Below are 17,057 nucleotides of genomic sequence, written 5' to 3' on the forward strand. Positions count from 1 at the left end.
TGACCGGTACTAACAGGCCGAGGGCTTGACCACACAACCCACTTCACACCACGAACACCGCGGTGAAGAACAAGCGTCCACTGTGCAGCTCTGAACGAACGACCCCCACACACGTGGATGTGGGTCGGACAAGTTCACAGCGTTACGGCGGTCATGGCGAGAGGGAAACGCCCGGTCCCATTCCGAACCCGGAAGCTAAGCCTCTCAGCGCCGATGGTACTGCCCTGGAGACGGGGTGGGAGAGTAGGACACCGCCGGACAACCATTCCCGAAAGGGCCCCAGCCAGCCGGCTGGGGCCCTTTCGCATTCCCCGGCAACGAACACCGGCGCGCAACCGCCACACCGCCCTGCAGCGGGCGGGAGAGCCCAGCGGGTGCGCCCGCGCCGCACGAACGACCCGGTCCTGCCGCCTCGGCGCACCCGCTAGACCGGCCGGGCCGGCTCGAGGGCCAGTCCTGCCGGCAGCGCATCAGGGATCGAGCGGCGGGCGGGTGAACGACGCAACACGGCTGTCATCCGGCCGGGTTAGCGTCCGGGCTCCGCCCACGTCCGGAGGTCTCCCGCGTGCACCTGTCCCCGCACGAGCAGGAACGTCTGCTGCTCTCCTACGCCGCCGAGCTGGCGCGGCGCCGCCGGGCCCGGGGGCTGCGGCTGAACCTGCCGGAGGCGACGGCGATCGTCACCGACCACGTGCTCGAGGGCGCGCGGGACGGCGTCCTGGTCGCCGAGCTCATGCAGTCCGGACGCACCGTCCTCACCCGGGACGACGTGATGGACGGCGTCCCCGAGCTGCTGGAGGAGGTGCAGGTGGAGGCGACCTTCCCGGACGGGACGAAGCTGGTGACCGTCCACCACCCCATCCCGTGAGCGGGATCGTGCCCGGCGAGGTGATCCCGGCGGAGGGGTCCATCGAGACCCTCGAGGGGGCGCCGCGGATCGAGCTCGAGGTGACCAACACCGGCGACCGCCCCGTGCAGGTCGGCTCGCACTTCCACCTCGCCCAGGCCAACCGGGCGCTGCGCTTCGACCGCGCCGCGGCGCACGGTCACCGGCTCGACATCGCCGCCGGCACCGCCGTCCGGTTCGAGCCCGGCATCACCCGCACCGTGACCCTCGTGCCGCTGGCCGGCGCGCGCGTCGTCCCGGGCCTCACCAGCGAGGGGGGCCTGGGCTGATGGTGCAGCTGTCCCGCGAGCGCTACGCGCAGCTCTACGGCCCTACCACCGGGGACCGCATCCGGCTGGCCGACACCGACCTGCTGATCGAGGTCGAGGAGGACCGCAGCGGCGGGCCCGGACGGGCCGGCGAGGAGGCCGTGTTCGGCGGCGGCAAGGTGATCCGCGAGTCGATGGGCCAGGGCCGCGCCACCCGCGCCGACGGCGCGCCCGACCTGGTGATCACCGGCGCCGTCGTGCTGGACCACTGGGGGATCGTCAAGGCCGACGTCGGCGTCCGCGACGGGCGGATCGTGGCGCTGGGCAAGGCGGGCAACCCGGACACGATGGACGGCGTCCACCCGGACCTGGTCATCGGGCCGGGCACCGAGGTGCTGGCCGGCAACGGGCGGATCCTCACCGCCGGCGGGATCGACTGCCACGTGCACTTCATCTGCCCGCAGATCGTGCCGACGGCGCTCGGGTCGGGCGTCACCACACTGATCGGCGGCGGCACCGGCCCGGCCGAGGGGTCCAAGGCCACCACGATCACCCCGGGCGACTGGTACCTGGCCCGGATGCTCGAGGCGATGGACCCGTGGCCGGTCAACGTCGCGCTGCTGGGCAAGGGCAACACGGTCTCGCGGGCCTCGCTGGTCGAGCAGCTGCGGGCCGGCGCCAGCGGGTTCAAGCTGCACGAGGACTGGGGCTCGACGCCCGCGGCGATCGACGCGGCGCTGACCGTCGCCGGCGAACACGGCGTCCCCGTCGCCCTGCACAGCGACACCCTGAACGAGGCCGGCTTCGTCGAGGACACCCTCGCCGCCATCGCCGGCCGCAGCATCCACGCGTACCACACCGAGGGGGCCGGGGGCGGGCACGCGCCGGACATCATCACCGTCGCCGGGCACCCGAACGTGCTGCCGTCGAGCACCAACCCGACCCGGCCGCACACGGTGAACACGCTCGACGAGCACCTCGACATGCTCATGGTCTGCCACCACCTGGACAGCTCCGTGCCCGAGGACCTCGCCTTTGCCGAGAGCCGGATCCGGCCGACGACGATCGCCGCCGAGGACCTCCTGCACGACATCGGCGCGATCTCGATGATCGGCTCCGACGCCCAGGCGATGGGGCGGGTCGGCGAGGTCGTGCTGCGCACCTGGCAGACCGCGCACGTGATGAAGCGCAAGCGCGGGTCCCTGGCCGGCGACGGTGCGGCGGACAACCTGCGGGCCCGCCGGTACGTCGCCAAGTACACGATCTGCCCCGCGGTCGCGCACGGCATCGACGGCGAGGTCGGCTCGGTCGAGCCGGGCAAGCTCGCCGACCTGGTGCTGTGGGACCCGAAGCTGTTCGGGGTGCGGCCGCACGCCGTCCTCAAGGGCGGGGTCATCGCCTGGGCGCAGATGGGCGACGCGAACGCCTCCATCCCCACACCGCAGCCGGTGCTGCCGCGGCCGATGTTCGGCGCCTACGGGCGGGTGCCGGCCCGGACGTCGCTGCACTTCGTGGCGCCGGCGGCGCTCGAGGCGGGCCTGGCCGACCGGCTGGCCGTCGACCGGCGGCTGGCCGCGGTCACCGACACCAGCCGGCTGACCAAGGCCGACATGCCGGAGAACACCGCGCTGCCGGAGATCCGGGTCGACCCGGACACGTTCACGGTCACCGTGGACGGCGAGGTGTGGGAGCCCGAGCCGGTGCGCGAGCTGCCGATGGCGCAGCGGTACTTCCTCTTCTGATGACCGCTGCTCTCCTCACGCTCGCCGACTCCCGGCTCCCCGCCGGCGGGCACACCCACTCCGGCGGCGTCGAGCAGGCGATCGCGGCCGGGTACGTGCACGACCCGGGCTCCCTCGCGACGTTCCTGCGCCGCCGGCTGCAGACCGCCGGCGCCGTGGCCGCCGGGCTCGCGGCCGCGACGACTCTGTCGTCCTCGGGGAGCCCTCCCGGCCCCGCCTCGTCGGATCTCCTCCGGCTCGACGCCGAGGCCGACGCGCGGACGCCGTCCCCGGCGCTGCGCGCGGCCTCGCGACAGCAGGGCCGCGGGCTGGTCCGGGTGGGCCGGCGGGCCTGGCCCTCGCCGGTGTGGGACGCGCTGCCGCCCGCCCCGCACCACCCGGTCGCCCTGGGCGTGGCCGCCGCGGCCGGCGGGCTGACCGCCCGGGACGCCGCCGCGGCCGCCGCCTACCTGGCGATCAGCGGCCCGGCCACCGCGGCGCAGCGGCTGCTGGCCATGGACCCGCTGACCGTCGCCGCCGTGACCGCGCGGCTCTCGCCCGAGGTGGACGCCGTGGCCGCCCGGGCCGTCGACGAGGTGGCCGCCGGGCGGCTGCCCGCCGACACCGACCCCCTGCTGGACCTCCTCGCCGAGGTCCACACCGTCCGCAGCGACCGCTACTTCGCCTCGTGAACAGGAGTCCCCGTGCCGCCTGACCACAACCTCGACGACTACGTCGACCCGTACGAGCACGGCCACCGCCACGGCGGGCCGTTGCGGGTCGGCCTCGGCGGCCCGGTCGGCTCCGGCAAGACGGCGCTGGCCGCCGCGCTGTGCCGCACTCTCGGCACGGAGTACGACCTCGCCGTCGTGACCAACGACATCTACACGACCGAGGACGCCGACTTCCTGCGCCGCAACGCCGTCCTCCCCGACGACCGGATCGAGGCGGTGCAGACCGGCTGCTGCCCGCACACCGCGATCCGCGACGACATCACCGCCAACCTCGACGCCGTCGAGCTGCTCGAGGCCCGCCACCCCGGGCTGGAGCTCGTGCTCGTCGAGTCGGGCGGGGACAACCTGACCGCCAGCTTCAGCTACGGCCTGGTCGACGTGCAGATCTTCGTCATCGACGTCGCCGGCGGGGACAAGGTGCCGCGCAAGGGTGGGCCGGGCGTCACCGCCAGCGACCTGCTCGTGGTGAACAAGACCGACCTCGCGCCGCTGGTCGGCGCCGACCTCGACGTGATGCGCCGGGACTCGGCCGTGGTCCGCGGGGAGAAGCCGACCCTGCTGATCTCGCTGCGCGAGGACCCGACGGCGGCCGAGGTGGCCGAGTGGGTGCGCGAGCAGGTGCGGGCGCGGGCGAGGACGCCGGTGTGAGGACCCGGGTCGAGGTGGTCGCCCGGCCGGGGCCGGGCGGCCGCACCGTGCTGCCCGTGGTCCGGGCGAGCGGGCAGCTCGCGGTCCGCCGCACCGGTCCGGCCTCGGTGCACCTGGTCGCGACCGCCTTCGGCCCGCTCGGCGGGGACGACGCAGAGGTGTCCCTCGTCGTGGCGGAGGGCGCGCGGCTGGCCGTGCACACCGTCGCGGCGGCGGTCGCGCTGCCGGCCCGGGAGGGCGCGGCACCGTCGGTGCAGCGGGTGCACGCCGTCGTCGGCGGGTCGCTGACGCTGGCGCCCGAGCCGACGGTGGTCGCCGCGGGCGCCCACCACCGCGCCGAGCTGGTCGCGGAGCTCGCCGAGGGGGCCACGCTCACCGCGGTCGAGCAGGTGCTGCTCGGCCGCGCCGGGGAGGAGCCCGGCCGCTGGACCGGCACCACCCGCGTCGAGCGGGCCGGCCGGCCGCTGCTGCACACCACGGTGGCGCTGGGGCCGGGCGCGCCGGGCTGGCTGCCGCCGGTCGCGCCGCGCGCCTACGCGGCCACCGTGTCGGTCGGGGCGGCGCTCCCGGTCGCGACGGGGGACGATGCCGTGCGGCTGCCACTGGACGGCGGGTGGTCGGCGACCGCCTGGGGCAGCGAGCTGCACCGGGTGGTGCGCGCGGTGGAGGCCCTGGGCGGGGCGGGCGAGGAGGTGGCGTGAACCGGCTGGTGGTGCGGGCCCGCCGGGTGGTGCTGCCCGACGGCGAGCGGGCCGCGGCGGTGCACACCGAGGACGGCGTCGTCACCGCCGTCACCGCGTTCGACGACGCGCCCGCGGGCGCGGTCACCCTCGCCGACGACGAGGTGCTGCTGCCCGGGCTGGTCGACAGCCACGTGCACGTCAACGAGCCCGGCCGCACCGAGTGGGAGGGCTTCGCCACCGCGACCCGCGCCGCGGCGGCCGGCGGCGTCACCACGATCGTCGACATGCCCCTGAACTCCGTGCCGGCCACCACGACGCTCGACGCGCTGCGCGTCAAGCAGGAGGTGGCCCGCGGGCAGGTGGCCGTCGACGTCGCCTTCTGGGGCGGCGCGGTGCCCGGCAACGTCGACCAGCTGCGGCCGCTGCACGAGGCCGGCGTGGTGGGCTTCAAGTGCTTCCTGCTCGACTCCGGCGTCCCGGAGTTCCCGCCGCTGGACGACGCCGGGCTCCGCGCCGCCCTGACCGAGCTGGCCGGCCTGGACGCCCTGCTGATCGCGCACGCCGAGGACGCCGACGTCATCGCCGCCGCCCCCGAGCCCGCCGGCGCCAGCTACGCCGCGTTCCTGGCCTCCCGCCCGGAGGCGGCCGAGGAGACCGCGATCGGCCGGCTCGTCGCGGCGACCCGGGACACCGGCGCGCGCAGCCACGTCGTCCACCTGGCCGACGCCGACGCCCTGCCGCTGCTGCGCGCCGCCCGCGCCGAGGGCGTGCGGATCACCGTGGAGACCTGCCCTCACTACCTGACCTTCGCCGCCGAGGAGGTGCCCGACGGCGACACCGCCTACAAGTGCTGCCCGCCGATCCGCGAGGTCTGGCACCGGGAGGCGCTGTGGGCGGCGCTGGCCGACGGCCACGTGGACCTGGTCGTGAGCGACCACTCGCCCTGCACGCCGGAGCTCAAGCGGCTCGACGCCGGCGACTTCGGGCTGGCCTGGGGAGGCATCGCGTCGCTGCAGGTGGCGCTGCCGGCCGTCTGGAGCGGGGCGCGGGCCCGCGGGGTGCCGCTGACCCACGTCGTGCGCTGGATGTCCGCGGCGCCCGCGGCGCTGGCCGGGCTGACCGGCAAGGGGGCGATCGCCGTCGGGAAGGACGCCGACCTGGTCGCCTTCGCGCCCGAGGAGCGGTGGACGGTCGACCGGCTGCTGCACCGCAACCCGGTGACGCCCTACCGCGGGCGCGAGCTCACCGGGGTGGTGCGGCGCACCTGGCTGCGCGGGCGGGAGGCGGACGGGACGCCGACCGGCCGGCTGCTCGGCCGAGCGACGACCCGGTGACTCAGCTGGACTGCTCCCCCTCCTCGCGGGCGGCCTCGTCGAGCACCTGCGGGTCGTCCCGCACGCCCCCGGCGGGGTCGGCGTTGCCGAGGGCGGTCTCGGCGGGCAGCTGCTCGACGTGCTGGCGGGCCCGCTCGCGCAGGTCGTCGGTGGGTTCGGACACGGTGCCTCCCGGGGGGCGACGGACGGTGGGTCGAGGGACCCGGCTGCCCTACCCTCGCCGCCGCAGCGGAACCCGATCCGAGCGAGGAGCCCCATGACCGACCCGTTCGGCCTGCCCGACCTGGCCAGCCGGGCCCTGGGCGGCGCCGTGGTCAGCGCGAACGACGAGTTCTTCGCCGCCAAGGAGAACCTGGTCCTCCCCGGGCCGGCGCAGGCCCGGGCCGAGTTCGGGCACCGCGGCAAGGAGTACGACGGCTGGGAGACCCGCCGCCGCCGCGAGCCGGGCAGCGACTGGGCGGTCGTGCGGCTGGGTGCGCCCGGGGTGGTCAGCGGCGTCGTGATCGACACCGCGTACTTCCTCGGCAACTTCCCGCCGCGCGCCTCGGTGGAGGGCGCCGCCGTCGAGGGGTACCCGCCGGCCGCCGCGCTGGCGGGGGCCGACTGGTTCCCGCTGCTGCCGCGGTCGGACCTGGCCGGCGGCACGGCCAACGCCTTCGCCGTCGCGCCGGCGCCGCGGGTGACCCACGTGCGGCTGTCCATCCACCCCGACGGCGGCGTGGCCCGGTTCCGGGTGCACGGCACGGTCGTCCCCGATCCGCGGCTGCTGGACGCCGGCCCGCTGGACCTGGCCGCGCTGGAGAACGGCGGGCTGGTCACCGGCGTCAGCAACGCCTTCTACGGCACGCCGCACCAGCTGCTCGGCCGCGGGTTCGCCCGGTCGATGGGCGAGGGCTGGGAGACCGCCCGCCGCCGCGACGACGGCAACGACTGGGTCGACGTCGCGCTGGCCTGCGAGGGACGGGTGACCCTGGCCGAGCTGGACACCTCCTACTTCCTGGGCAACGCGCCCGGGGCGGCCGGGCTGACCGGCACCACGGCCGACGGCGGCGCGGTCGAGCTGCTGCCGCGCACGCCGCTGCAGCCCGACACCCGCCACCGCTTCGTGCTGCCCGGCGACGCCGCGGTCACCGGCGTGCGGCTGGACGTGTTCCCCGACGGCGGCATGGCCCGGCTGCGGCTGTGGGGCCGCCCGACCGACGCCGGCCGCGCGGCCCTGCAGCGCCGCTGGGAGGAGACCGCGCGCCGCGCGTAGCGCGGTCAGGCCCCCCGCAGGGTCCCGCCGCGAGCTCACGAGTGGTGGGGGGCGGGGGGTCCGTCAACGGTGAGGTGCTCCGGGCGCACGGGCACGCGGGAGAGCGGCAGCCCGGTCGCCTGCCGGATCGCGGCGAGCACCGCCGGCCCGGAGGAGATGTTGGGCGCCTCCCCGACCCCGCGCAGCCCGTAGGGGGCGTGCGGGTCGGCGTACTCGAGCACCTCGATCCGCATCGGCGGCATGTCGAGCACCGTCGGGATCAGGTAGTCGGTGAACGACGGGTTCTGCACCCGCCCGTCGCGGACCAGGATCTCCTCCATCACGGCCAGCCCCAGGCCCTGCGCCGTCCCGCCCTGGATCTGGCCGATGACCGCCTGCGGGTTGATGGCCTTGCCGACGTCCTGGGTGCAGGCCATCTCCACGACCTTGACCAGGCCGAGCTCGGTGTCGACGTCGACCACCGCGCGGTGGGCGGAGAACGCGTACTGCACGTGCGCGAACCCCTGCCCGGTCTCGGGGTCGATCGGCTGGGTGGGCCGGTGCCGCCACTCCAGGGTCTCCTCGACCGCGTCGTCGCCGAGCACCTCGGCCAGCGGCAGCTCCAGGCCCTCGGCGACCACCGCGCCGTCGAACAGCCGCAGCTCGCCGGCGGGCCGGCCGGTCAGCGCCGCCGCGCGCTCCAGCAGCCGGCCGCGCACGGCCTCGCAGGCCGCCTTGACCGCGCCGCCGGTGACGTAGGTCTGCCGGGACGCCGACGTGGAGCCGGCGGAGCCGACCTGGGTGTCCTTGGGGTGGACGACGACCCGGTCGACGCCGAGCTCGGTCCGTGCGATCTGCTGCTCGACGGTGACCAGGCCCTGCCCGACCTCGGCGGCGGCGGTGTGCACGGTGACCACCGGCTCGCCGCCGACCACCTCGATCCGCACCCGGGCGGTGGAGTGGTCGTCGAAGCCCTCGGAGAAGGCGACGTTCTTGTAGGCGACCGCGTACCCGACCCCGCGCCGCACGCCCTCGCCGTGGGTGGTGTTGGAGACCCCACCGGGCATGTGCCGGAGGTCGTCCGGGGCCGGGCCCGGCAGCGGCATGGCCTCCAGCCGGCGCAGCAGCTCGACCACCGGCGCCGGGCTGTCGACCACCTGGCCGTTCGGGGTCACCGAGCCCTGCTCCATGGCGTTGCGGCAGCGCAGCTCGACCGGGTCCATCCCGAGCTCGGCGGCGAGGGCGTCCATCTGCGACTCGTAGGCGAACGCCGTCTGCACCGAGCCGAAGCCGCGCATGGCGCCGCACGGCGGGTTGTTCGTGTACGCGCCGTAGCAGTCGACGTGCACGTTCGGGACGACGTAGGGCCCGATGCCCATCGTCCCGGCGTTGCCGACCACCGCGGGGGTGCTGGAGGCGTAGGCGCCGCCGTCCAGGTAGATCTCCGCCTTCACGTAGACCAGCCGGCCGTCGCGGGTGGCGCCGTGCTCGTAGCGCATCGTCGCCGGGTGGCGGTGCACGTGCCCGAAGAACGACTCCTCGCGGTTGTACGACATCTTCACCGGCCGCCCGGTGTGCAGCGCCAGCAGGCAGGCGTGCACGTGCATGGAGAGGTCCTCGCGGCCGCCGAACGCGCCGCCGACCCCGGCCAGGGTCAGCCGCACCCGCTCCGGCGGCAGGCCCAGCGCCGAGCAGATCTGCCGCTGGTCGACGTGCAGCCACTGCGTGGCCACGTGCAGCTCGACGCCGCCGTCCTCGGCTGGGACCGCCAGCCCGGACTCCGGGCCGAGGAAGGCCTGGTCCTGCATGCCGACCTCGTACTCGTTCACCACGACCACGTCGGCGGCCGGCGCGGGGTCGCCCTTGCGGATCTTCAGGTGGCGGACGAGGTTGCCCTCCGGGTGCAGGTGGGCGGCCTCCCGGCTGAGCTCGGTGACCGGGGCGGAGGAGTCGTGCAGCTGGTTCCAGGTGGGGTGGCCGAGCGCCTTCCGGGCGTCGGTGACCGGCTCCCACACCTCGTAGTCGACGACGATCCGCGCCGCCGCGCTCCGCGCGACCTCCGGGTGGTCGGCGGCGACCAGCGCGACCGGCTCGCCCTGGTAGCGGACGACGTCGACCGCCAGCACCGGCTGGTCGGCCAGCTCCAGCCCGTAGACCTTGGAGCCGGGGACGTCGGCGGAGGTGAGGACGGCGTGCACGCCCGGGACGGCCAGCGCCGGGCCGACGTCGATCGAGCGGATGCGGGCGTACGGGTGCGGGCTGCGCAGCGTGACGCCCCAGAGCATGTCGTCGGTCCACAGGTCGCTGCCGTAGGCGAACTCGCCGCGGACCTTGAGGGTGCCGTCGGGCCGCTGGGCGTCGGTGCCCACGCCGCCGCTGCCGGTCCCGGTGAGCTGCCCGGGGGCGGTGCGGGCGGGGGCGCTCATCGGGCCGTCTCCGACATCCGCTCGGCCGCCAGCCGGACGGCGTCGAGGATCTTCTCGTAGCCGGTGCAGCGGCACAGGTTGCCGGCCAGGGCCTCGCGGATCTCGGCGTCGCCGGGCGGTCCGCCGCCGTCGGCGAGCGCGCGGGTGAGCAGGTCGTCGGTGGCCACGAGCAGGCCGGGGGTGCAGAAGCCGCACTGGACGGCGCCGGCGTCGAGGAACGCCTGCTGGACCGGGTGCAGCGCCTCGTCGGTGGCCATCCCCTCGACGGTGCCGATCGCGCGGCCCTCGGCCTGGCCGGCGGCGACCAGGCACGAGCAGACCGGCACGCCGTCCAGGTAGACGGTGCACGAGCCGCACTCGCCCTGCTCGCAGGCGTTCTTCGAGCCGGGCAGGCCCATCCGCTCGCGCAGGACGTAGAGCAGGCTCTCGCCCTCCCAGACGTCGTCCACCTGCTGCGTGGTGCCGTTGACGGTGCAGGTCAGGCGCATGTCAGGCCTCCGTCCGGGAGTCGGTGCGGTAGTCGGCCCAGGCCCACGTCAGGGCCCGGCGGGCCATGACCGAGAGCGCGTGGACGCGGTAGGCGGCGGTGCCGCGGACGTCGTCGATGGGGGAGGCGGCCGTGGCGACCAGCTCGCCGAAGCGGGCGGCGGTGGCGGGCGGCAGCTCGGCGCGGGACCCCCACAGCCCCGTGTCGGCCAGCTCGCCGGCGAGGAACTCCTCGGCCGCGGTCGCCCGGCGCGGGGTGGGGGCGGCCGAGCCGATGCCGGTGCCGACGGCGCCGCGGTCGGGGTGCAGCGCCAGCGCGAAGGCGGCGACCGCGATCACCATGGCGTTGCGGGTGCCGATCTTGCTGTACTGCTGTGGGCCGGACGGCGGCCGCAGCAGCACGGCGGCGATGAGCTCGTCGTCGGCCAGGGCGCTGCGCTTGACCCCCCGGTAGAAGTCGGTCACCGGGATGCGCCGGGTGCCGCGGGCCGAGGCGACCTCGACCTGCGCGTCGGCGGCCAGCAGCGCGGGGTGCGCGTCGCCGGCGGGGGAGGCGGTGGCCAGGTTGCCGCCGACGGTGCCGCGGTTGCGGATCTGCGGCGAGCCGATGGTGCGGGCGGCCATCGCCAGGCCGGGCAGCCGGTCGCCGAGCTCGGTGATGACGCGGGCGTAGGGGACGCCGGCGCCCAGCCGCACCACGCCGTCCTCGGTGTCCCACTCCTGCAGCTCGCCGACCCGGGTCAGGTCCAGCAGCAGCGGCGGGCGCAGCCGGCCGAAGTTGATCGCGACCATGACGTCGGTGCCGCCGGCGATGGCGACGGCGTCCGGGTGCTCGGCCCTGGCCTCCAACGCCTCGGCCCACGTGGTGGGCTGCAGGAACCGCATGCGTCGCCTCTCGTCCGCCGGTCGGGGACGGTCACGGTAGCTCCGCGGTGTTCCGTTGGGGTTGCGGCCGCGCGCGCGGCGACTCGCCGCCGACACACGGCGTCGGCAGGATCGCGCGTCATGGACACCGCCGACCTGCTGGTGCGCGACGCCGAGCTGCTGGCCACCGTGGACGACGCCCGGCGGGAGCTCGCCGGCGGCTGGGTGGCGGTCACCGGCGGCGTGGTGACCGGGATCGGCGGGCCGGCCGACCCGCCGCCGGCCGCCGTCCGGACCGTCGACGCGCGGGGCTGCCTGGTCACACCGGGGCTGGTGAACACCCACCACCACCTGTACCAGAACCTGACCCGCGCCTACGCCCCCGCGCTCACCGGCGGCCTGTTCGACTGGCTGGTCACGCTGTACCCGCTGTGGGCGCGGCTGGACGAGGAGGCGGCGTACGTGTCGGCCTACGTCGGGCTGACCGAGCTCGCACTCGCCGGCTGCACGACCTCCACCGACCACCTCTACGTGCACCCGCGCGGTGGCGGCGACCTGATCTCCGCGGAGGTCGCGGCCGCCCGCGACCTCGGCGTGCGGTCGCAGTTCACCCGCGGCTCGATGTCGCTGTCGGAGAAGGACGGCGGGCTGCCCCCGGACTCCGTCGTCCAGGACGACGACGAGGTCCTGGCCGACTCGCAGCGGCTGGTGGAGGCCCACCACGACCGCTCGCCGACCGCGCTGACCCGGATCGCGCTGGCGCCGTGCTCGCCGTTCAGCGTGTCGACGTCGCTGATGACGCGGACGGCGGAGCTGGCCGAGACCCTCGACGTCCGGCTGCACACCCACCTGTGCGAGACGCAGGACGAGGACGCGTTCTGCCTGGAGACCTTCGGCCGCCGCCCCGTCGACTACCTCACCGATGTGGGCTGGCTGTCCGACCGGGTGTGGCTGGCGCACGTCGTCTGGCCCTCGCCGGACGAGGTGGCCCGGCTGGGCGCGGCGCGGGTCGGGGCGGCGCACTGCCCGTCGTCCAACATGGTGCTGGGCTCGGGGCTGGCGCCGGTCGCCGAGCTGCGGGCGGCCGGGGCGCCGGTGGGGCTGGGCGTGGACGGCTCGTCGTCGGCGGACGCGGCGTCGCTGTGGCTGGAGGCGCGGACGGCGATGCTGCAGGGCAAGCTGCGGCACGGCGCCGGCTCGTTCTCCGCCCGGGACGCGCTGGAGATCGCCACCCGCGGCGGCGCGGCCTGCCTGGGGCGCACCGGCGAGATCGGGGAGCTGTCGGTCGGCGCGTGCGGGGACCTCGTGGTGTGGCCGCTGGAGGGCGTGGCGTTCGCCGGCGCGCTGTCGGACCCGGTCGAGGCCTGGCTGCGCTGCGGGCCCGTGGCGGCGCGGCACACCGTGGTCGGCGGGCGGTTCGTGGTCGAGGACGGCGTCCCGGTGCACCCCGGGCTCGACGAGCAGCTCGCCGTCCACCGCCGGGTGTCGGCGCGGATCCAGGCCCCGCTGTGACCGGGCACGGGAAGCTCTCCGCGCGTCTCCGGGCGTAGGACGTGCGGCTTGCTTCCCATGCCTCGCGCGGTGGGCGCCTGCAGCGGGGCCGTCAGAGGGCGGCGGCGAGCGCCTCCAGGTCGTCGACGGTGGCGTCGACGTGCGGGGAGACCCGCAGCACCGGGCCGGTCATCTCGCCCGGCGCCCGCTCGACGCCGATCGCGGTGGTGACGATGCCGTGCTCGGTCAGCAGCCGGACCCGGGTGGCGACGACGTCGACGCCCTCGGGCGGGGTCAGGGTGGTGGCCGCCGTCGGCTCGTCGACGGGCTCGACCACCCGCCAGCCGGCCGCGCCGTCCAGCAGCTCCCGGCCGACCCGGCCGAGGGCGGCCAGCCGCTCCCGCACGCGCTCCGGCCCGGCCGCGAGGTGCTCGCCGACCGCCAGCACCAGCCCCACCCGGCCGGCGACGTGTGCCTCGCCCGACTCGAACGCCCGCATCGGCGGCAGGTCCGCGGGGGCGGCGAGCACCGGGGTGAGCCGCGCGGCCAGCGCCGGCCGCACGCACAGGAAGCCGACGCCCCGCGGACCGGCCAGCCACTTGCGCGAGGTGCCGTAGACGGCGTCGGCGCCCAGGTCGGCGTCCACCTGGCCCAGCGACTGGGCGGCGTCGAGGACCAGCGGCACCCCGGCCGCCCGGCACGCCGCGGCGACCTCGCGGGCGGGCTGGAGCAGGCCGCGGTGGCTGGGCACGTGGGTGAGGTGCACCGCGGCCGGCGGGTCCGCGGCCAGCAGCCGCTCCAGCTGGTCGGGCACGACCCGCCCGCGGGCATCGACCGGCAGCGGCACGGGCGTCAGCCCGGCCGCGCGGAGGATCGCGACGTTGGGCGCGTACTCGCCGGGCAGGACGGCGACCCGGCTGCCGGCCGGCAGCCGCCAGCCGGCCAGCAGCGTGGTGAGCGCGGCCTGCGCCGACTCGACGAACGCGAGGTCGGCCGCGGCCATCCCGACCAGGCCGGCCAGCACCGACCGGCCCTGCTGGAGCAGGTGCTCGGCGGTGGCCTCGGCGACGTACCCGCCCAGCTCGGCCTCGTGCCGGGCGTGGTGGGCGACCGCCTCCAGCACCCGCGAGCTCTGCCGGCTGCAGGCCGCGGTGTCCAGGTGCCGGCCGGCCGGGCGGGGGCGGGCGGCGCGCCAGGCGGCGGCGAGGTCATCGTGCGGGAGGGCGGTGAGGCTCACCGCCTCCACGCTAGGCGAGGGCCCGGAGGCGCCCGTCAGACCTCCAGCTGGCCGCGGACGATCGAGACGCCGGAGTGCGTCGGGTCGCCGTCCAGCGGCTCGATCGAGACGTCGACGATCGGGAACTCATCCAGGTCGAGGTCGGCGGGCAGCTCGAGCTCCTCGGTGCCGGCGTCGACCACGCCGACGGGGACCATGCCCTGGACCGCCTCGTCGATCAGCCACAGCTCGTAGTAGCCGTCCTCGGGTACGGCCCCGACGTCGAGCTCCAGCCGGAGCACGCGGGTGCCGTCCGGCCGCTCGACCACCTCGGCCTGGCCGGAGGAGTCGCTCCCGTCGAGCGGGTCGAGGTCGGCGGCGGCGAGCGCGACGACGGCGTCGTCCTCGTCGTCGTCCCCGCCGAGGGCGACCGCGCCCGCGCCGATCCCGGCGCCGACGACCAGCGACGCGGCGGCGGCCAGGAGCAGCCGCGACCGCCCGCGGCGCAGCGGCACCACCTCGGCGGCGGCCGGCGCGGGCGCGTCGTCGGCCGGCGCGGCCGCGGCGGGGACGGCCGGCGGGGACGGAGCGGCAGCCGGCGGGGCGGCGCGGACGCCGGTGGCCGCGGCGATCGCCGTCCACACGTGCGGCGGCGGGGCGACGGCGGCGCCGGGGGCGGCGAACTCGGGGATCGCCAGCGCCTCGACGCCGCGGCGCAGGCCCGCGACCTCGTCCGTGCAGGCCGGGCACCCGGCCAGGTGTGCGGCGTCCTCGGCGGGCAGCGGCTCGCCGAGGGCGGCCAGCGCGAGGTCCTCAGGCGTGCAGTGCTTCGGCACCGTCCACCTCCAACCGGCTGCGCAGGCGCTCCAGTGTGCGCCGGATGTGGCTCTTCACCGTGCCCAGCGGCAGCCCGGTCCGGGTCGCGATCTGGGCGTGGGTCAGGTCCTCGAAGAAGGCCAGCTCGATGATGCCGCGCTGCGGCTGGTCGATGCGGTCCAGCTCGTCGAGCAGCAGCACGCGGTCGGCGACCGCGGTGTCCAGCGGGCGCGCGGCCGACGGGCCGGGGCGGGCCTCGGCGTCGGCGGCCGCGGCCTCGGCGAGGCGGCGCTGGCGGTCCCGCCGGGCCCACGTGTCGGCGATCTTGTGCCGGCAGACGCCGACCAGCCAGGCCGGCAGCGGGCCGGACTCGGGGCGGTAGCCGGCCCGGCCGGTCCAGGCCGACACGAAGACCTGCTGGGTGACGTCCTCGGCGTCCGGGCCCGGGCCGAACGCCCGCACCGCCATGCCGTGCACCTGCCCGGCCCACCGCTGGTAGGCGATCGCCAGCGCCTGCTCGTCGCCCGCGGCGAAGCGGCGGCCGACCTCGGCGTCGTCGGGCTCCGGGGCGACCCCCGGGAGCGGGACGACGTCGTTGGCCACGAACTCGACCCTAGCCGGGCGGCGGCCGGGTGTTGATCGAGGTGCGACCGCCGGGCGGTCCAGGATCTCGGTCACGGCGCGGGCTCCGCCACCACGACGAGGTTGTCGCGGTAGCTGCGGTACTCGGGCAGGAACGGCCCGCCGCAGGTGACCAGCACCAGCCGGGGCGGGCCGCCGCGGGCGAAGAGGTCCTCCAGCGGCAGCTCCCGCTTGGTGATCAGCTCCCGGGCCACCACCCGCCAGCGGGTCGCCGTCCCGGCCGCGTCGGTGACGAGCACCTCGTCGCCGGGTTCGGCCTCCCGCAGCGGGGCGAGCGCGCCGAGGCCCTGGGCGGCGTCGTCCACGTGCCCGGCGAGGACGGCCGACCCGGGCGCGCCCGGCACGGGCCCGAACCGGTACCAGCCGACCCGGTCGACGTCGGCGGGGAGCTCCATCTGGCCGTCGGTGCCGACGCCGACGGGGTCGAGGGGCGCGTCGACGCCGAGCGCGGGGACGGCGACCCGCTGCGGCGCCGGCGCGTCGGCGGCGGGGGCGGGCGCGGCGTCCCGGGCGACGGCGGGTGGCAGCGAGCCGGGGTCCGTCGGCGCCGCCGGGAGGGGGAGCGGCGGCGCCGACGGGGTGGACGCGGACAGGACCTGCTCGACCGGCGCGCCCGCCGCCGCCGGCTCCCGGGTCAGCTGCCAGGTGACCGGCGCACCGATCGCCACGGCCAGGCCCAGGGCCGCTCCGGCGGCGGCGGGTCGCATCGAGGTCCTCCCGGTCCGGGTCCGGTCAGGCCCGCGAGCCGGCCAGCCGGCGGGCCGACAGCCCGGCGACGACGAGGCCGGCCAGCGACAGGGCCGCCAGCGGCGCGGGGAACCCGCCGTCGTCGGTCAGGCCGGCGCTGCCGCCGGGGACGCCGGAGGGAGCCGAGTGCCCGCCGGAGATCGTCTGGACGGCGAGCTCGTAGCCGGCGTCCTGGGAGCCCCAGGCGTAGACGATCGTGGTGGCGCCCTCGGCCAGGGTCAGGTCGGCCGGCCCGATGGCGACGGTGTCGGTCCCGGCGAGGACGACGTCGGCGCTGACGGTCCCCGCGGGCACCTCCAGCGTGGCCTCGTTGGGGTTGGCGAGCCCCGGCGCGACGACCTGCCCGCCGGCGCGCACGTCGACCGCGGGGGCGGCGGCGGTGTGCCGGACGGTGACCCGGGCCTGCCCCGCGGGGACGGCGGAGGCGTCGTTGACGAACGGCGTGAGCACCGGGCCGCCGTCGGCGTTCAGGTGCGCGACGACGGTGGCGTTCGCGCCGGCGGGCACGGCCACGCCGTTCGCCGACAGCAGCGGGGTGCCCGAGCCGTCCGCGGCGTCGGCCGGGAACAGCGCCAGGTCGTAGCTGCCGGCGGGCAGCTGCAGCGGGTCGGTCAGCGTGCCGGGCTGGAAGTCGTCGATCAGCCGCTCGCCGTTGGCGTAGACGTCGACGGGGGTGTCCGGCACGGCGTGCAGGACGGAGACGGTGGCCGTCTCCTCGGCGGCCGCGGGGCCGGCGCCGGCGACGAGCGCGGCGGTGACGGCGCCGGCCGCGCCGGCGGCGAGGCCCAGGGAGCGGGTCCGGGTCATGGGACGGGTCCTTCCGGGAGGGGGTGACTGCGTTGTCACCCCTCCTTCCGGGC

18 protein-coding genes and 1 rRNA gene are annotated in these 17,057 nt (G+C 76.7%); 10 read left to right on the forward strand and 9 right to left on the reverse strand.

Annotation, left to right across the window (positions count from 1 at the left end):
• The first annotated feature begins 143 nt into the window (after positions 1 to 143).
• The 8 genes from rrf to allB all read left to right on the forward strand — a co-directional run bounded on the left by rrf (position 144) and on the right by allB (position 6,275).
• Positions 144 to 260 (forward strand): 5S ribosomal RNA (gene rrf / locus ACI79F_RS19210).
• 305 nt (positions 261 to 565) lie between these two features.
• Positions 566 to 868 (forward strand): urease subunit gamma, encoded by a 303-nt coding sequence (locus ACI79F_RS19215; RefSeq protein WP_073417724.1) that lies wholly within the window; start codon positions 566 to 568, stop codon positions 866 to 868.
• Positions 865 to 1,176 (forward strand): urease subunit beta, encoded by a 312-nt coding sequence (locus ACI79F_RS19220; RefSeq protein WP_456545125.1) that lies wholly within the window; start codon positions 865 to 867, stop codon positions 1,174 to 1,176. Before ACI79F_RS19215 ends, ACI79F_RS19220 begins: the two co-directional genes overlap by 4 nt.
• Entirely contained in the window at positions 1,176 to 2,897 is a 1,722-nt protein-coding gene (locus ACI79F_RS19225; protein ID WP_456545124.1) for an urease subunit alpha, read from the forward strand. The genes ACI79F_RS19220 and ACI79F_RS19225 overlap by 1 nt, the downstream gene beginning before the upstream one ends.
• Positions 2,897 to 3,568, forward strand: a complete 672-nt coding sequence (locus ACI79F_RS19230) for an urease accessory protein UreF (RefSeq protein ID WP_456545123.1) — start codon at positions 2,897 to 2,899, stop codon at positions 3,566 to 3,568. The genes ACI79F_RS19225 and ACI79F_RS19230 overlap by 1 nt, the downstream gene beginning before the upstream one ends.
• 12 nt (positions 3,569 to 3,580) lie before the next feature.
• A complete protein-coding gene (gene ureG / locus ACI79F_RS19235; protein WP_456545122.1) occupies positions 3,581 to 4,258 on the forward strand; it encodes an urease accessory protein UreG in 678 nt (225 codons plus the stop codon).
• Positions 4,255 to 4,959: an urease accessory protein UreD gene (locus tag ACI79F_RS19240; protein WP_456545121.1), complete on the forward strand. Its 705-nt coding sequence runs from the start codon at positions 4,255 to 4,257 to the stop codon at positions 4,957 to 4,959. The genes ureG and ACI79F_RS19240 overlap by 4 nt, the downstream gene beginning before the upstream one ends.
• Positions 4,956 to 6,275, forward strand: a complete 1,320-nt coding sequence (allB, locus tag ACI79F_RS19245; RefSeq protein WP_456545120.1) for an allantoinase AllB — start codon at positions 4,956 to 4,958, stop codon at positions 6,273 to 6,275. The genes ACI79F_RS19240 and allB overlap by 4 nt, the downstream gene beginning before the upstream one ends.
• A 1-nt stretch (position 6,276) precedes the next feature.
• On the opposite strand, the gene ACI79F_RS19250 is transcribed toward allB, so the two are convergent.
• The gene (locus ACI79F_RS19250; RefSeq protein WP_456545119.1) at positions 6,277 to 6,438 is read right to left on the reverse strand and encodes a hypothetical protein; all 162 of its coding nucleotides are present in this window, start codon (positions 6,436 to 6,438) and stop codon (positions 6,277 to 6,279) included.
• Between the two features lie 93 nt (positions 6,439 to 6,531).
• Here ACI79F_RS19250 and alc point away from each other — a divergent pair, with 93 nt between their 5' ends.
• Positions 6,532 to 7,530: an allantoicase gene (alc, locus tag ACI79F_RS19255; RefSeq protein WP_456545118.1), complete on the forward strand. Its 999-nt coding sequence runs from the start codon at positions 6,532 to 6,534 to the stop codon at positions 7,528 to 7,530.
• A 35-nt stretch (positions 7,531 to 7,565) separates the two neighbouring features.
• Here alc and pucD read toward each other — a convergent pair whose 3' ends face one another.
• From pucD to ACI79F_RS19270, 3 genes are read right to left on the reverse strand one after another with little or no spacing between them, the layout of a single operon-like run.
• Positions 7,566 to 9,935, reverse strand: a complete 2,370-nt coding sequence (gene pucD / locus ACI79F_RS19260; RefSeq protein WP_456545117.1) for a xanthine dehydrogenase subunit D — start codon at positions 9,933 to 9,935, stop codon at positions 7,566 to 7,568.
• Positions 9,932 to 10,423, reverse strand: a complete 492-nt coding sequence (locus tag ACI79F_RS19265) for a (2Fe-2S)-binding protein (RefSeq protein WP_456545116.1) — start codon at positions 10,421 to 10,423, stop codon at positions 9,932 to 9,934. The genes pucD and ACI79F_RS19265 overlap by 4 nt, the downstream gene beginning before the upstream one ends.
• Before the next feature lies 1 nt (position 10,424).
• Positions 10,425 to 11,306, reverse strand: a complete 882-nt coding sequence (locus ACI79F_RS19270; RefSeq protein ID WP_456545115.1) for an FAD binding domain-containing protein — start codon at positions 11,304 to 11,306, stop codon at positions 10,425 to 10,427.
• Positions 11,307 to 11,426: 120 nt separating this feature from the next.
• Here ACI79F_RS19270 and ACI79F_RS19275 point away from each other — a divergent pair, with 120 nt between their 5' ends.
• Positions 11,427 to 12,797 carry an 8-oxoguanine deaminase gene (locus ACI79F_RS19275; protein WP_456545114.1) on the forward strand — a complete coding sequence of 457 codons (1,371 nt, stop codon included), beginning with the start codon at positions 11,427 to 11,429 and terminating at the stop codon, positions 12,795 to 12,797.
• A gap of 91 nt (positions 12,798 to 12,888) precedes the next feature.
• Here ACI79F_RS19275 and egtE read toward each other — a convergent pair whose 3' ends face one another.
• Genes egtE through ACI79F_RS19300 form a run of 5 tightly spaced genes read right to left on the reverse strand, consistent with a single transcriptional unit; the run spans position 12,889 to position 17,004 of the window.
• Positions 12,889 to 14,013, reverse strand: a complete 1,125-nt coding sequence (egtE, locus tag ACI79F_RS19280; RefSeq protein ID WP_456545113.1) for an ergothioneine biosynthesis PLP-dependent enzyme EgtE — start codon at positions 14,011 to 14,013, stop codon at positions 12,889 to 12,891.
• Between the two features lie 35 nt (positions 14,014 to 14,048).
• A complete protein-coding gene (locus ACI79F_RS19285) occupies positions 14,049 to 14,828 on the reverse strand; it encodes an anti-sigma factor domain-containing protein (protein WP_456545112.1) in 780 nt (259 codons plus the stop codon).
• Complete coding sequence (locus ACI79F_RS19290) at positions 14,806 to 15,486, reverse strand: RNA polymerase sigma factor (protein ID WP_456545111.1); 681 nt, start codon at positions 15,484 to 15,486, stop codon at positions 14,806 to 14,808. The genes ACI79F_RS19285 and ACI79F_RS19290 overlap by 23 nt, the downstream gene beginning before the upstream one ends.
• Positions 15,483 to 16,157 carry a class F sortase gene (locus tag ACI79F_RS19295; protein WP_456545110.1) on the reverse strand — a complete coding sequence of 225 codons (675 nt, stop codon included), beginning with the start codon at positions 16,155 to 16,157 and terminating at the stop codon, positions 15,483 to 15,485. The genes ACI79F_RS19290 and ACI79F_RS19295 overlap by 4 nt, the downstream gene beginning before the upstream one ends.
• A gap of 25 nt (positions 16,158 to 16,182) precedes the next feature.
• Positions 16,183 to 17,004 (reverse strand): DUF4397 domain-containing protein, encoded by an 822-nt coding sequence (locus tag ACI79F_RS19300; RefSeq protein WP_456545109.1) that lies wholly within the window; start codon positions 17,002 to 17,004, stop codon positions 16,183 to 16,185.
• Between the last annotated feature and the right edge of the window lie 53 nt (positions 17,005 to 17,057).

Source organism: Blastococcus sp. SYSU D00868 (assembly GCF_054050575.1).